Source organism: Variovorax davisae (assembly GCF_030316845.1).
In the GTDB taxonomy this organism is placed as follows: Bacteria; Pseudomonadota; Gammaproteobacteria; order Burkholderiales; family Burkholderiaceae_C; genus Variovorax; species Variovorax davisae.
Window position 1 is genome coordinate 372,099 of the sequence record NZ_JASZYS010000007.1, and the last position, 12,912, is coordinate 385,010.

Genomic DNA, 12,912 nt, shown 5'->3' on the forward strand with positions numbered 1-12,912 from the left:
AAACAGGCGCTCAGCGCGCGCCGGGTTCGGTGGGGGATGCGGGCGCGCGCGGCGCTGCGTTGGCGGGCAAGCCCGGAATCGGCGTGGCGCCCGGCTCGCCGGCGCGCGGCTTGCGCGGCTGGCGCAGCAGCAGCGCATCGTGCCATGCATCGGGCAGCAGGCCGAGCGCATTCGAGAGCCAGCCCAGGCGGCGCGGCAGCACCAGCTGCGCCTGCCCTTGGCCGAGCGCGCGCAGGATCGCGCGGGCCGCGGCCTCGGGCGCCATCAGCCCCGGCATCGCGAAACGGTTGCCGGCCGTCAGCGCGGTGCGCAGGTAGCCCGGGCTCACGGTGCAGACCCGCAGGCCGCTCGCGCGCAGCTCGGCACGCAGGCTCTCCAGGTAGCGGATCAGCCCGCCCTTGCTGGCGCAATAGGCGCCGTTGCCGGGCAGGCCGCGGCGGCCCGCCAGGCTGGCGATGCCGGCCAGCGTGCCGTGGCCGCGCGCGCGCATCGGCGCCACGAAGGGCTGGAAGGTGGTGGCGACGCCCAGCAGGTTGATCTCGAGGATGCGGCGGAACACCGCCAGGTCCGAGGCCTGCGCGGTGTCGAAGCCGCCGGCCACGCCGGCGTTGGCGATCACGGCGTCGGGGACGCCGAAGCGGCGGGTCCAGTCCTCGGCCACCGCCTGCATCGCGACGCTGTCGCTGACGTCGGGGGTGTAGACCGCGCAGCGACCCGGGGCCGTGGCGGCCAGCGCCTCGAGCGTCGCGCGGTCGAGCCCGACCAGTGCGACCCGGGCGCCACGGCCCAGGGCCTCGGCCGCCAAGGCGCGGCCCAGGCCGCCGCAGGCGCCGGTGATGACCAGGTTGTCCAGGGGAAAATGCATTGGATTTAGAATGTCACTGCTGGGTACTTTAGCGAATTTGCTGCAAAATCTCGGAATTATTCTTTAATTAGTCTCGGTTTTCGAGATTTCAGATGAGTTCTCCCGATTCTTCGCCCGTGCCCGACGAGGCCGAGCAGGCGGCCACGCCCGGGCTTCGCCTGCTCCAGCTGCTGGAGCTGGTGTGCTCCGCGCCCGAGCCGCAGACCCTGGTCGACGTCGTGCGTCTGAGCGGCCAGCCCAAGCCCTCGGTGCACCGGATGCTGCAGCAGTTGGAGGCCGGCGGCCTGCTGGCGCGCGGCGGCGACGGCCGCCGCTATGCGATCACGCCGCGCCTGATGCGCTTCGCCGAGACCGTGCTTCGCAGCAGCAGTTCGACCGGCGTGCGGCACGCGGTGCTGCGCCAGCTGGTGGCCGACGTGGGCGAGACCTGCAACCTGACGGCGCTGTCGGGCGCCGAGGTGATCTACCTCGACCGCGTCGAGACCGCGTTCCCGCTGCGGCTCGAGCTCGGGCCCGGTTCGCGCGTGCCGCTGCACTGCTCGGCCAGCGGCAAGCTGTTCCTGGCCCATCTGCCGAAGGCCCAGCGCGAGCGCCTGCTCGACGGGCTCCAGTACCAGCGCTACACCGCCCATACCCTGCGCTCGCGCGAGGCGCTCGAAGGCGAGCTCGACCGGATCCGGCGCGAAGGCCATTCGGTCGACGCGGAAGAGTTCATCGACGGGCTGGTGTGCGTCGCGGTGCCGGTGCGCGACGACCCGCACGGCCCGGTGCGTTGCGCCGTGGCGCTGCAGGCACCGGCGGTGCGCATGCCGCTGTCGGCGGCGCTGCAGCAGCTGGAGACGCTGCGCACGGCGGCGCAGGGGATCGCGCGGGCGATGCGCTGAGGCCGGCTATTGGCGCCAGGCCGGCCGCAGCCGCTCGTCGAGCGCCCAGTGGGGACGGCCCGGCTCGACGTGCACGCCGCCGATCCAGCGGCCGCTGCGGGCGTGGTCGAGCCAGTAGGCTTCCCCGGCCAGGACCCGCCGGCCGAGGGCGGTCAGTTCGAGCGGCCGCTCGGGCCAGTCCAGTTCGACATCGAACTCGCGCAACAAGGGCTCGGGCGCGTCGATCAGGGGGCGCACCAGCGCATGGAACATCATGTCGCCGAGGAAGGGCAGCGGTTCGCGGCGGCCGTGCGAATCGGCGAACACCTGGCCGAACGCAGGCCGGTCGAACTCGCCGACGATCTGCAGCACCAGCCGTTCGCTCAGCGACAGCCCGTCGCGCAGCGCCGGCAGCTCCTGCAACTGCCGGCGCAAGGCGGGCGCGAGCAACGGGAGCGGGGGCGTTTCGGCGTGCGCGATATCGGCCCAGGTTTGCGGCGAGGGCGCGCGGTAGGCCTTCCAGGCGGCGCGCGCCAGTGCCAGCGCATCGGCCCCCAGCGGGCGGCGCCGCGGCCAGAGCGAGGCGAGCAGATCCGGCGCCAGCTGGCCGATCCCGATGAAGCGTTCGACACCGGGCATCCGGTCGACCTCGATCAGCTCCAGCGTCTCGGGCGGCGTCTCCAGCCCGGCCAGCACGGCGATCAGGAACAGCTGGTCGTAGGCGTCCGCATCGCACCAGAGCACGGCGTGCTTCGCCGCCGGCAGGCGCGCCAGAGCGCCATATTCGGCCCGCATGCGGCGCCGGGCCTCGTCGATCGGCAGGCCGAAGGCATCGCTCACGAACGCGCTGCGGAGCTCGACGAAGGCAGGGGCCGGCAAGTCCGGCACCGGCCCCATGCACAAAGGGTCGGCGAACATGTGGAACGCGCCCCGGAAGCCGGCCCGCTGCAGGGCGTGGGCAATGTCATTGCCGCAGCGCCAGTGCTGCGTGGCGGCCTCGTCGTTCTCGAGGTCGATCCGGCCGCTGGAGGCCGAGGCGCGATGGTCGTTTTGCATGTGTCAGGGCAGGGGCGGCGGCGCCGTCGCCGCCTGGCCGAAGCGCAGCAGCCGTTCCTTGATCCACTGGACGCCCGCATCCGCGTCGGCCCGCTTGTTCCAGCAGGCCAGCAGCCGGTAGGGGGGCAGGGCGAACGGCAGCGGCATGATCTTCAGCACATGGCCGAAGCGGTGCGCCACCCGGTACGGCATCACGGCCACGTGGTCGCTCTGGGCCAGCAGGTCGGCGATCTGGGCCAGGCTCGTCATGGCAACGCGCGTGCTGCGCTCGCGCGCCAGCCCGCGCAGGATCGCATCGATCTGATCGTCGAGCGCCGAGCTTCCGTAGCCCAGGAAGACGTGCGGCGCGGCACAGAAGCTGTCGAGCGTCACGCCGTGCGCGAACGCCGGATGGCCGATCCGCGCCACGAACACATGATGGTCGTCGTAGACCGGCTCCGATTCGCAGTCGTCGGGCGGCTGCTGCCGTGGAATCAGCGCGATGTCGAACTCGCCCTTGTGCAGGCGCTCCGCCACCGTCAGGAACGAACTGGTCTCCCAGAACACGCGAATGCCCGACCCGATGCGCACGAGTTCGTCGACCAGCGGGGGCAGCATGACGTGGCTCGCGTTCTCGCCGCCGAAGATGCGGAAGATGCGCTGCGAGCTCGCGGGATCGAAGGCGCCCTCCGGTTCGAGCAGCTGGGACAGGTCGCCCAGCAGCCGCTCGACCTGGGGCGCGAGCTGCCGGGCGCGCAAGGTCGGCAGCACGCCGTGCGCGGTCCGCGTGAACAGCGGGTCGCCGAAGGTGTCGCGCAGCCGGCCGAGCGACGCGCTCACCGCCGGCTGGGTCAGGAACAGCCGCCTGGCGGCCCGCGAGACGCTGCCCTCGCGCATCAGCGCATCGAAGGTCCTGAGCATGCCGACGTCGAGGCTGCGGATATCACGGGTGGCCATATCTCATATCAAAAGCTTTGAATTGCGCGGCGCCCCGGCGGCACGTAGGGTCGCCCCTCGACACACAACGACAAGGAGACACGATGAATCCGTCCGATCCGCGGGCTTGCGCGCCCGAGTCCCGCCGCCGGGTGCTCGGCGCGGCGACAGCCACTCTAGCAGCGCTGGTCCTGGCGGGCGTCGCGCCGCGGGCGCTGGCGCAGCAGGCCCAGGGCTTTCCGAGCCGCGCCATGAAGATCATTCCCTTCGGCTCCGGCGGCGGGCCGATCGACGTCATCGCCCGCGTCTACGCCGAGAAGCTCAAGCAGCGCTGGGGACAGCCCGTGATCGTCGACGCCAGGCCCGGGGCCAGCGGCACCATCGCGGCCGATGCGGTGGCCAAGGCGCCGCCCGACGGCTACACGGTGCTGATGACCTTGTCGCTCACGCACATCAACAACGTCATCCTCCAGACCAGGCTGCCCTACGACCCGCTGAAGGACTTCCAGCCGCTGTCCCAGCTCGCCACCGGCGGCCCGATGCTGATCGTTCGCGCCTCGGCGCCCTACGCCAACCTCAAGGAGTTCGTGGCCCATGCGAAGACGCACAAGGGCATCACCTACGGCACCTGGGGCACTGGCTCGACGGCGCACCTGTTCGGCGAGCTGCTCAACAGCGAGAACAACCTGGGCCTGGTCCATGTGCCGTACAAGGCCGAGGCCGCGGCGCACAACGACATGTTCGGCGAGTCGCTGGACATCGCCTGGGCCAATCCGTCGACCGCGCGCGGCCTGGCGCAGGCCGGCAAGATCAAGGTGCTGGGCATCACGGGATCGCGGCGGATCCGCTCGATGCCCGAGGTGCCGACTTTCACCGAGCAGGGCTTCAAGGGCTTCGATCTCGACAGCTGGATCGGCGTCTACGCCCCGGGGCGCACGCCGCAGCCGATCGTCGACGAGTGGGCCGCGGCGCTGCAGGAGATCACCCGCATGCCCGAGGTCCAGGAACGCCTGGCGGCCTTCGGCTTCGAGGCGCTCGGCAACACGCCGGCCGAGTTCCTTGCCAACTACAAGGCCGACTTTCCACGCGTCGCGGCACTGATCAAGGCCGCAGGAGTGACCCCCGAATGAACACCCACGCATCCCCCGCCGCCGGCGCCCAGGCCGACGGCGAATGGCAGCCCGTCGCCTTCGACACCGGCACCGCCTACGGCCGCAAGCCGCCAAGCCACAAGCGCGAGCTGACCGAGGTCGGCGCCGGCACGCCGATGGGCGAGCTGCTGCGCCGCTACTGGCACCCGATCGGCCTGGCGGCCGATGCCGGCGACACGCCGCGGCGCGTGCGCGTGCTCGGCGAGGATCTGATCCTGTTCCGCGACCAGACCGGCCGTCCGGGCCTGGTGCATCCGCGCTGCGCGCACCGCGGCGCCTCGCTGTACTACGGGCGGGTCGAGGAGGGCGGGATCCGCTGCTGCTACCACGGCTGGCTGTTCGATGTGCAGGGCCATTGCGTGGACCAGCCCTGCGAGCCGGACAACGGCGCGCGCAGCCGGGGCCGGGTCCGCCAGCCCTGGTATCCGGTCGAGGAGCTCTACGGCATGGTCTGGGCCTACCTGGGTCCGGCCGAGAAGAAGCCCGTGCTGCCGCGCTACGAGTGCCTCGAGCAGCTCGACGCGGGCGAGTTCATCGAGGCCAACGACCAGAGCATCGGCGGCGGCGGTCCGCAGATCGTGCCGTGCAACTGGCTGCAGCACTACGAGAACGTGGCCGATCCCTTCCACGTGCCGGTGCTGCACGGCAGCTTCAGCGGCATGCAGTTCGTGGCGCAGATGGGCCTGATGCCCCAGGTGAGCTTCGAGTCCACCGACACCGGCGTGCTGATCACCTCGATCCGCAAGCTGGAGGACGGCAACACCTTCAGGCGCGTCACCGGCGCGATGCTGCCGACCTTGCGCGTGGTGCCCAACCCGCGCGTCGCGGCCTACGGCCGGGTCGAATCGATCGGCTGGGTGCTGCCGATCGACGACCACAGCTTTCGCATCTACACGGCGGGCCGGGTCAGGCGGCCTGGCGAGCTGGCGAGCGTGCGTTCGCGGCTCAACGGCCGGTTGTGGGAGGAACTCGACGAGGCCGAGCACCGCGCTTTCCCGGGCGACTACGAAGCGCAGGTGAGCCAGGGCGCGATCACCGCCCATTCCGAGGAGCACCTGGCGTCGTCCGACCGCGGCATCGTCATGCTGCGGCGGCTGCTGCGGCGCCAGATCGACGGCCTGGCGCAAGGCCTGGACCCGGCCGGCGTCAGCTTCGACCCGGCCGCGGCGCCGGTGCATTTCGACGCCGGCAACTTCCTGCTGCGCGAATGAGCAGCGCCTGATGGCAATGGGGTTATGAAGGAGGTCTGCGGCAAAGGCCTAGGGTTTACCCGAAAATCAAGGCCTCATGACCCCTGGAATGCCTGTATGTTGACTCTCCTGTTCGTTCTCGCCGCAGCCGGTGCCCTGGTTGTTCACGGCGTCCGGACGTCGAAGGCGGTCGACGAATCGAACTGACCCCCGCCGCATGTCTCCTCCGCTGCCGTCCTGGCAGCGGCTTCAGGCCTCGTACTTCCTCGTACGAGGCCTTTTTGCTTGGGGGCGCTTGCAGTAGCCTCGGCGGTCATGACTGATTCTTGCGCCCCCGGCGATGCCCTGCCTTGCCGACTCGGCACCGGCGAGTTCGATGCCGGGCAGCCGGGCATCCTGCTGGTCGACGACCATCCGCTGATGCTCGCCACCCAGGCCCGCCTGCTGTCCGGCATGGGGTACCGGCGGGTCGGCACCGCGCGCAGCGCCGAGGCCGCCCTGGCCCTGATGCGCCCCGACCCGGCCGCGGTGGATGTGCTCATCTGCGACTTGAACATGCCCGGCATGGATGGCATCGAGTTGCTCCGCATCCTCGACCGGCAAGGCTTCGGCGGCGGCGTGATCCTGCTGAGCGGCGAAGGGGCCCGCGTGCTGCAGACCGTGCAGCGCCTGCTGGGCCGGGGGCAGCTGGTCCTGCTCGGGGCGCTCGAGAAGCCGGCCAGCCGCGAGGGGCTGCGCGGGCTGCTCGATGACTGGACCTCCCGCGCCGCTTCGCGCCCCGCGCCGAAGGTGCGGCCGCCCTTCACCGAGGAGGAACTGCGAACGGCGCACCGGCTGGGCGAATGGGTGCTGCACTACCAGCCCAAGGTGGACCTCGGCAACGGATCGCTGGCGAGCCTGGAGGCGCTGATCCGCTGGCAGCACCCCGAGCAGGGCCTGGTGATGCCGGACCGCTTCATCGCTCTGGCCGAGGCCTGCGGGCTGATCGACCCGATGACCGAGTGGGCCCTGCGCGAGGGCCTGGCGCAGATCGCCCGCTGGCGCGGCGCCGGCCTCGACACGCGGGTGGCGGTGAACGTGTCGATGGCCAGCCTGGACGCGCCCGACTTCGCCAACCGGACGAGCGCGATCGTCAAGGAGATGGGCATGCAGCCCAGGGACCTGATCCTGGAGGTCACCGAGAGCCGGCTGGGCGAGTCGTCGACCACCCCGCTCGAAAATCTGGTGCGGCTGCGCGTGCAGCGCTTCGGGCTGTCGATCGACGACTTCGGCACCGGCCACTCGTCGCTGGCGCAGCTGCGCGACATCCCGTTCACCGAGCTGAAGGTCGACCGCGGCTTCGTGCGCGGCGCCCGCACCAACGCGGTCATCCGCCCCATCCTGGAAGGAAGCATCGAGATGGCCAGGCGGCTCGGGATGCAGTCGGTGGCCGAAGGCGTCGAGACGCAGGACGACTGGCGGCTGCTCCAGGAGGTGGGCTGCGACCTGGCTCAGGGGTATTTCATCGCCCGTCCGATGCCTGCGGAACAGGTCGTCGAATGGCTGTCGGCGTGGATGGCCCGGCGGCCGGCGCTGGTCGCGAACTCGGGTTAGCGGCGTTCGCGCTGGCAGAACGCCGCCGCGGCCGTGGCGATCGGGTCGGCGCAGAAGGCTTCCACGTAGCGCCTGTCCGTGGCCTGGTCGTAGACCACGCCTTTCGAGATGTTGAGCAGGTCCTGGAACTGGAACTCGCCGTCGTAGTCGAGGCCCATGAGGTCGCTGCGCCAGAATTCCACGGCCAGCACGCGCTCGCTGGTCACGAAGCGCTCGATGCCCGTCGCCGGCATCCTGGCCACGAAGCGGATGGTCGTGCCTCGCTCTTCGGAAAAATACATCTGCAAGCCGCGGGAAATCACCAGCGCGCTCTTGGCCAGGTCGGTGAGGGCGCTGGCATCGTAGGTCGGCGTGGGCTGGTCCAGCACGATCTCCAGCGTGTCCTCGGCCAGCCCCTCCACCCGCCCGATGTGGGTGCTCAGGTCGCGGATGGACTGGGGGTTCGAGACCCGCATCCGGTCGTCGTCGGGCATTCGAAACACGACGACGCAGGCCAGGAAAATGGCGGCCAGCGCCGCGGTGATCGCGAGGTCGGTGCGCCAGGCCGGGGTCGCGTGGAGGCTTGCCTTGTCGGCTTCTTTCGACTTCTTCACGCCCTCAATCCGCCACATCCGCCCCGCGTTCCACCAGCAACGCCCGCAGGAAGGACCGATGGCAGCGCGCTTCGTCCTCGCAGTAGCAGCCGATCGACAGCGCCGTGCGGTGCGACAGCGCCGCCAGCAGGTCCAGGCTGCGGCTGGCGTCCGGCGCGGCCATCTCGCTCTTGTACTTGCGCCCGAAGGCGGCCCACTGCGCGGGCACGCCCGAGGCCTGGGCGGCCTGGGCCTGCTTCATCGTCTCGACCGAAGGCGCCAGGTTCGGGTACCAGACGTCGTACCAGTTCTGCGACGCGAATTCGGCCTTGGGGACACCGCGCGGCGGCCGGCGCACGGTGCCGACGCGCAGGCCCTCACCGGGTGCGCGGTCGCTGCCGAGGCGAACGATGCGAATGGCCATGGTGCTGTTCCTCTCCTTGTCGTTGTGTCAGGTGCCGACGATACCGCCATCGCGCCGTCGCACGACCACGGTGGCCGAGCGCGGCCGCGCGCTGCCGGGCAGGATGCCGTCGGGCCAGGCGCTGTTCGGCGTGCCGCTGCCGTCGGCGCGGGTTTCGCCCGGGTGCTGGATGTTGACGAACAGGCTGCGGCAGTCCGGGGTCAGCACGCAGCCGGTGATCTCGCAGCCGGCCGGGCCGACCAGGAAGCGCTTGATGCGGCCGCTGGCCGGATCGGCGCAGAGCATCTGGTTGTTGCCCAGGGCGGCCATCGGTCCCTTGCCGATGGCGCTGCCGCTCATGTCGGTCTGGATCCAGAGCAGGCCGCCGCTGTCGAAATGCAGGCCGTCGGGGCAGCCGAAGGCATCGGCCTCGGCGTCGGGATAGCGGGCGCCGGCCTCCGGCTGCGCGGGGTCGCCGGCCAGCACGAAGTGGTCCCAGGCGAAGCCGCTGGCGGCAGCGTCGCCGCCGTCCTCGCGCCAGCGCAGGATGCCGCCGAAGAGGTTGCCGGCTCGCGGGTTGGCGGCGTCGACCGGTGGCATGCCCGGCTGCCCGCGCAGGCCGTTGTGGGTCAGCGCGACATGGACGGCGCCGCTCGCCGGATCGACCGCGATCCATTCGGGCCGGTCCATCCGGGTCGCGCCCACGATATCGGCCGCCTGCCGCGCATGGACCAGCACCTCGGCCTGGCTGGCGAAACCGCTGGCGGCGTCGACGCCGCCGTGGCCGTGCCGCAGTGCCAGCCATTGCCCGCGGCCGTCGGCCCCGAAACGCGCCACGTGCAGCGTGCCCTCGTCGAGCAGGTCGCGGTTGGCGGCGCGTGCCGCCGCGTCCTGGCCGGGCCGGACCTTGTCCCGGCTGACGAACTTGTAGAGGTACTCGAAGTTCGAGTCGTCCCCCATGTAGACCGCGAGCCGGCCATCGCGGGTCAGCGTGCAGGTCGCGCTTTCCTGGTGCTTGCGGCCGAGCGCCGTGCGCTTGACCGGCGTGGAGGCTGGATCGAAGGGGTCGATCTCGACCACCCAGCCGAAGCGGTTCGATTCGTTCGGGTGCTTGGCGAGGTCGAAGCGCTCTTCGACGCGCCAGTAGTCGACCCAGGCGCCGGCGCCCAGTCCGTAGCGGCGCTGCGCGGGCGTCGGCGACAGCTTCGGGGCGCCGAAGTAGACCTGGAAATTCTCTTCGCACGTCAGGTAGGTGCCCCAGGGCGTGACACCCATCGCGCAATTGGCGAAGGTCCCGGCGACCCGCTCGCCCGTCGGGTCGCCGGCGGTGCGCATCAGGGGGCTGCCGCTCGCCGGGCCCGAGATGCGCATCGGCGTGCGGCCATGGATGCGCCGGGCGAAACGCGAGGGCAGCACCTGGCGCCAGCCGGCCGGTGTCAGCGCGATCTCGATCACCGACACGCCCATCGCATGCAAGGACTTGCGCGCCTTCTCGGCGGTCATGGGGCTGGCGCCGTCCGGATGGAGCAATTGCTCGTCGGTGTACTCGTGATTCATCACCAGCAGGCCGCGATCGGGGCTGCCGTCGAGCGGCAGGAAATGCATGCCGTCGTGATGCATGCCGGCCTGCTGCGCCTGCTCGGCGGCACTGTTCGAGGCGTCCGGCGCGAAGGCCGGCATCGCGCCGGCGATGCCGGTCGGACTGCCCCAGGGATAGAGCACCTGCGCCTCGTAGCCGGCCGGCACCGTGACGGCGTCGCGCAGCGTGGCGGGCACCGCGCCGAAGCCGAGCCGGTCGGCGCCGGCGGGCCGGGCGCGCGCCTCGCCGATCAGGGTGACGACCGCGGCGGCGGCGGCGGATCGAAGGAACTGGCGGCGGGCGAATGGCAAGGCAGGATTTCTGTTGGCTGGGCGACAGTGCCATCATCGCCGAGCATCGATACTCGCAGCCAACGACCACCAGGAGACACCGTGAACGATCGCATCGAATCCATCCGCCACGCCGACGGCGTGGTCGAGCTGCACATGGCGCGCGCCGACAAGATGAATGCGCTCGACCCGGCCATGTTCGACGCCCTGATCGAGGCCGGCGAGCAACTGCGCGACGCGCCGGGCGTGCGGGCGGTGGTGCTGGCCGGCCGCGGCAAGGCCTTCTGCGCCGGCCTCGACATGAAGTCGTTCGAGCGCATGGGGGAGGGCGCCGCGTCGTCGGTGATCGGCGAAGGCGCTGCCAGCGCCGACATCATGGCGCGCACCCACGGCATCGCCAATGCGGCCCAGCAGGTGGCGATGGTCTGGCGCCAGGTGCCGGTGCCGGTCATCGCCGCGGTGCATGGCGTGGCCTTCGGCGGCGGCCTCCAGGTGGCGCTCGGTGCCGACGTGCGGCTGGTGACGCCGGACACGAAGATGTCGGTGATGGAGATCAAGTGGGGGCTGGTGCCCGACATGGGCGGCATCGTCCTGATGCGCGAACTGGCGCGCGACGACGTGGTGCGCGAGCTGACCTTCACCGGGCGCATCTTCTCCGGCGAGGAGGCGCTGGCGCTCGGCTTCGCGACCCGTCTGGCGGCCGATCCGCTGGCCGAGGCGCTGGCGATGGCGCACGGCATCGCGCAAAAAAGCCCCGACGCGATCCGGGCCGGCAAGCGGCTGCTCAATGCCGCGATGGCAGCCGGCGCGGCCGAACTGCTGCTGGCCGAGTCGCTCGAGCAGAAGGCCTTGATCGGCAGCGCCAACCAGACCGAGGCCGTGCGCGCCAATGTCGAGCGGCGCGCGCCGCGTTTCACGGACGTTCAGGTGGCGCGCTGAAGGCTCAGGCGCCCCGGAAGCGAAGCCATTCGTCCGTAGGCGCTCGGTCGCTCACCAGGGCGTTGACGGCATGGGCCGGATCGCGGTGGCCGATCGCCATGCCGCAGAACAGCATGCGCTCAGGCGGCAGTTCGATCGCGGCGGCCACGGTGGCCGGGTAGATCGCCCAGCACTCCTGGGCGCAGCTGTCGAGGCCCTCGCCGCGCAGCAGCAGCATCACGGTCTGCAGGTACATGCCCAGGTCCGACCATTGCGGCGGGCCCATGCTGCGATCGACCGAGCAGAACAGCGCCATCGGGGCGCCGAAGAAATCGAAGTTGCGGGAGAACCAGCGGCGGCGCGCCGCCTTGTCCTCGCGCGAAATGCCCAGGCGCGCGTACATCGCCTCGCCGACCTGGAAGCGCCGGTCGCGCCAGGGCGCACGCAGCGCCGCGGGGTAGATGTCGTAGTCGGTCGGCTCGGGCTCGCCGCCCCCGGCCAGCCGCTCGCGCATGGTGGCCCGCAGCGCCGCCAGCGCGTCGCCCGCCAGCACGTCGATGTGCCAGGGCTGGAGGTTGCCGCCCGAGGCCGCGCGCGCGGCCAGGGTCAGCACCCGGCGGATGGCGTCGCCGTCGACCGGGGTCGGCAGGAAGGCCCGGATCGACTGGCGGCTGCTGACGGCTTCCTGGATCTGCATGGGGCTGTGCTTGAAGTGGGTCGGGCGAGTTTAAGCAGCCTCGAGCCGCCGGTCAGGACGCAGGCGGCATACTGTGGCCGTGGCCATGTACCTACTTCATCGTTTGGCAGCCGAAGATCTGCCCGTCGCCGTTGCTGGAGGCGCCGAGATCGACGCCTTGCGCGTGCTCAGCTTGGCCGGGCATGTCAAGGCGACGATTCCCAAGCCGATGCGCACGCTGGACGGCTATGCGCAGCCGCCGGCGCTGGTCAACGAGATCACCTCGCTCGGCCGCACCATGCTCAGGCGCTTTCCGATGCGCTAGCAAAAAAAACGGCCCGCTGGAAGCGGGCCGTTCGTGGCATTGGCCGAGGGCCAGAGTCTGCCGATCAGGGCACGTTGCTGGTCTTCACCTGGAAGGGCTTGCCCTCGAAGGCCATGGCGCCGCCGTACTCGATCGCCACGCTGCCGGTGGGCGTCACCGGGCAGCTGCTGGCGGTCGGGCAGGCCTTGCCGTCCGTGAAGATGACCGGACCGTAGCGGTAGTTGCGCAGCGCCTTGCCGGCATGGTCGGCCACGCTCACCACGTAGCCCATGGTGGCGAAGTTGTCCGCGTCCTCGATCGCGATCGGGTCGGCCAGGCGTGTGTCCTGCAAGGTGCGCACGATGCTGCCGCTGTTGCCGTTGGCCGCGAAGCGCACCCACGAGACCTTGCGATCGGTGCGCGAGCTCACCAGCACCTGGGTCTGCGTGTTGCCGCTCGGCTCGCCCTTGGAGTTGGCGATCGAGGTCGGATTGCGGCCGATGCCCGTGACCGTGCCCACCTCCGTCAGGGCGTTCG

Annotated in this window: 13 protein-coding genes and 1 pseudogene; 6 read left to right on the top strand and 8 right to left on the bottom strand. The window is 70.9% G+C overall.

The features are described 5' to 3' along the window. Nucleotides 1-10: 10 nt before the first annotated feature. Nucleotides 11-865 carry an SDR family oxidoreductase gene (locus QTI33_RS18800; RefSeq protein ID WP_286507725.1) on the bottom strand — a complete coding sequence of 285 codons (855 nt, stop codon included), beginning with the start codon at nucleotides 863-865 and terminating at the stop codon, nucleotides 11-13. 92 nt (nucleotides 866-957) lie between these two features. Here QTI33_RS18800 and QTI33_RS18805 point away from each other — a divergent pair, with 92 nt between their 5' ends. Continuing rightward, a complete protein-coding gene (locus QTI33_RS18805) occupies nucleotides 958-1,749 on the top strand; it encodes an IclR family transcriptional regulator (RefSeq protein ID WP_286507726.1) in 792 nt (263 codons plus the stop codon). A gap of 6 nt (nucleotides 1,750-1,755) precedes the next feature. Here the strand turns inward: QTI33_RS18805 and QTI33_RS18810 are convergent, their stop codons facing one another. Both QTI33_RS18810 and QTI33_RS18815 read right to left on the bottom strand, forming a co-directional pair. Next, nucleotides 1,756-2,784 carry a DUF1835 domain-containing protein gene (locus tag QTI33_RS18810; RefSeq protein ID WP_286507727.1) on the bottom strand — a complete coding sequence of 343 codons (1,029 nt, stop codon included), beginning with the start codon at nucleotides 2,782-2,784 and terminating at the stop codon, nucleotides 1,756-1,758. Between the two features lie 3 nt (nucleotides 2,785-2,787). Continuing rightward, nucleotides 2,788-3,720 carry a LysR family transcriptional regulator gene (locus QTI33_RS18815; protein ID WP_286507728.1) on the bottom strand — a complete coding sequence of 311 codons (933 nt, stop codon included), beginning with the start codon at nucleotides 3,718-3,720 and terminating at the stop codon, nucleotides 2,788-2,790. An 83-nt stretch (nucleotides 3,721-3,803) separates the two neighbouring features. Here QTI33_RS18815 and QTI33_RS18820 point away from each other — a divergent pair, with 83 nt between their 5' ends. From QTI33_RS18820 to QTI33_RS18830, 3 genes are all read left to right on the top strand, one after another. Then, complete coding sequence (locus QTI33_RS18820) at nucleotides 3,804-4,829, top strand: Bug family tripartite tricarboxylate transporter substrate binding protein (protein WP_286507729.1); 1,026 nt, start codon at nucleotides 3,804-3,806, stop codon at nucleotides 4,827-4,829. Then, on the top strand, nucleotides 4,826-6,061 hold the full coding sequence (locus QTI33_RS18825) for an aromatic ring-hydroxylating dioxygenase subunit alpha (protein ID WP_286507730.1): 1,236 nt from the start codon (nucleotides 4,826-4,828) through the stop codon (nucleotides 6,059-6,061). Before QTI33_RS18820 ends, QTI33_RS18825 begins: the two co-directional genes overlap by 4 nt. A gap of 294 nt (nucleotides 6,062-6,355) precedes the next feature. Next, complete coding sequence (locus tag QTI33_RS18830; protein WP_286507731.1) at nucleotides 6,356-7,633, top strand: EAL domain-containing response regulator; 1,278 nt, start codon at nucleotides 6,356-6,358, stop codon at nucleotides 7,631-7,633. Here the strand turns inward: QTI33_RS18830 and QTI33_RS18835 are convergent. Genes QTI33_RS18835 through QTI33_RS18845 form a run of 3 tightly spaced genes read right to left on the bottom strand, consistent with a single transcriptional unit; the run spans nucleotide 7,630 to nucleotide 10,498 of the window. Continuing rightward, nucleotides 7,630-8,226: a hypothetical protein gene (locus QTI33_RS18835; RefSeq protein ID WP_286507732.1), complete on the bottom strand. Its 597-nt coding sequence runs from the start codon at nucleotides 8,224-8,226 to the stop codon at nucleotides 7,630-7,632. The two genes, QTI33_RS18830 and QTI33_RS18835, sit on opposite strands and share 4 nt — an antisense overlap. A 4-nt stretch (nucleotides 8,227-8,230) precedes the next feature. Next, a complete protein-coding gene (locus QTI33_RS18840) occupies nucleotides 8,231-8,629 on the bottom strand; it encodes a DUF488 domain-containing protein (RefSeq protein WP_286507733.1) in 399 nt (132 codons plus the stop codon). Between the two features lie 27 nt (nucleotides 8,630-8,656). Beyond that, a complete protein-coding gene (locus QTI33_RS18845; protein WP_286507734.1) occupies nucleotides 8,657-10,498 on the bottom strand; it encodes a PhoX family protein in 1,842 nt (613 codons plus the stop codon). Nucleotides 10,499-10,579: 81 nt separating this feature from the next. Between QTI33_RS18845 and QTI33_RS18850 the strand changes: the two genes are divergently transcribed. Beyond that, nucleotides 10,580-11,416 carry a crotonase/enoyl-CoA hydratase family protein gene (locus QTI33_RS18850; protein WP_286507735.1) on the top strand — a complete coding sequence of 279 codons (837 nt, stop codon included), beginning with the start codon at nucleotides 10,580-10,582 and terminating at the stop codon, nucleotides 11,414-11,416. Nucleotides 11,417-11,420: 4 nt separating this feature from the next. Here the strand turns inward: QTI33_RS18850 and QTI33_RS18855 are convergent, their stop codons facing one another. After that, nucleotides 11,421-12,092 (bottom strand): nitroreductase, encoded by a 672-nt coding sequence (locus tag QTI33_RS18855; RefSeq protein WP_286507736.1) that lies wholly within the window; start codon nucleotides 12,090-12,092, stop codon nucleotides 11,421-11,423. A 103-nt stretch (nucleotides 12,093-12,195) separates the two neighbouring features. On the opposite strand from QTI33_RS18855, the gene QTI33_RS18860 reads away from it, so the two are divergent. Further along, a complete protein-coding gene (locus QTI33_RS18860) occupies nucleotides 12,196-12,396 on the top strand; it encodes a hypothetical protein (protein ID WP_286507737.1) in 201 nt (66 codons plus the stop codon). A 64-nt stretch (nucleotides 12,397-12,460) separates the two neighbouring features. Here the strand turns inward: QTI33_RS18860 and QTI33_RS18865 are convergent. Beyond that, a pseudogene (locus tag QTI33_RS18865) lies at nucleotides 12,461-12,912 on the bottom strand (hypothetical protein); the annotation flags it as partial.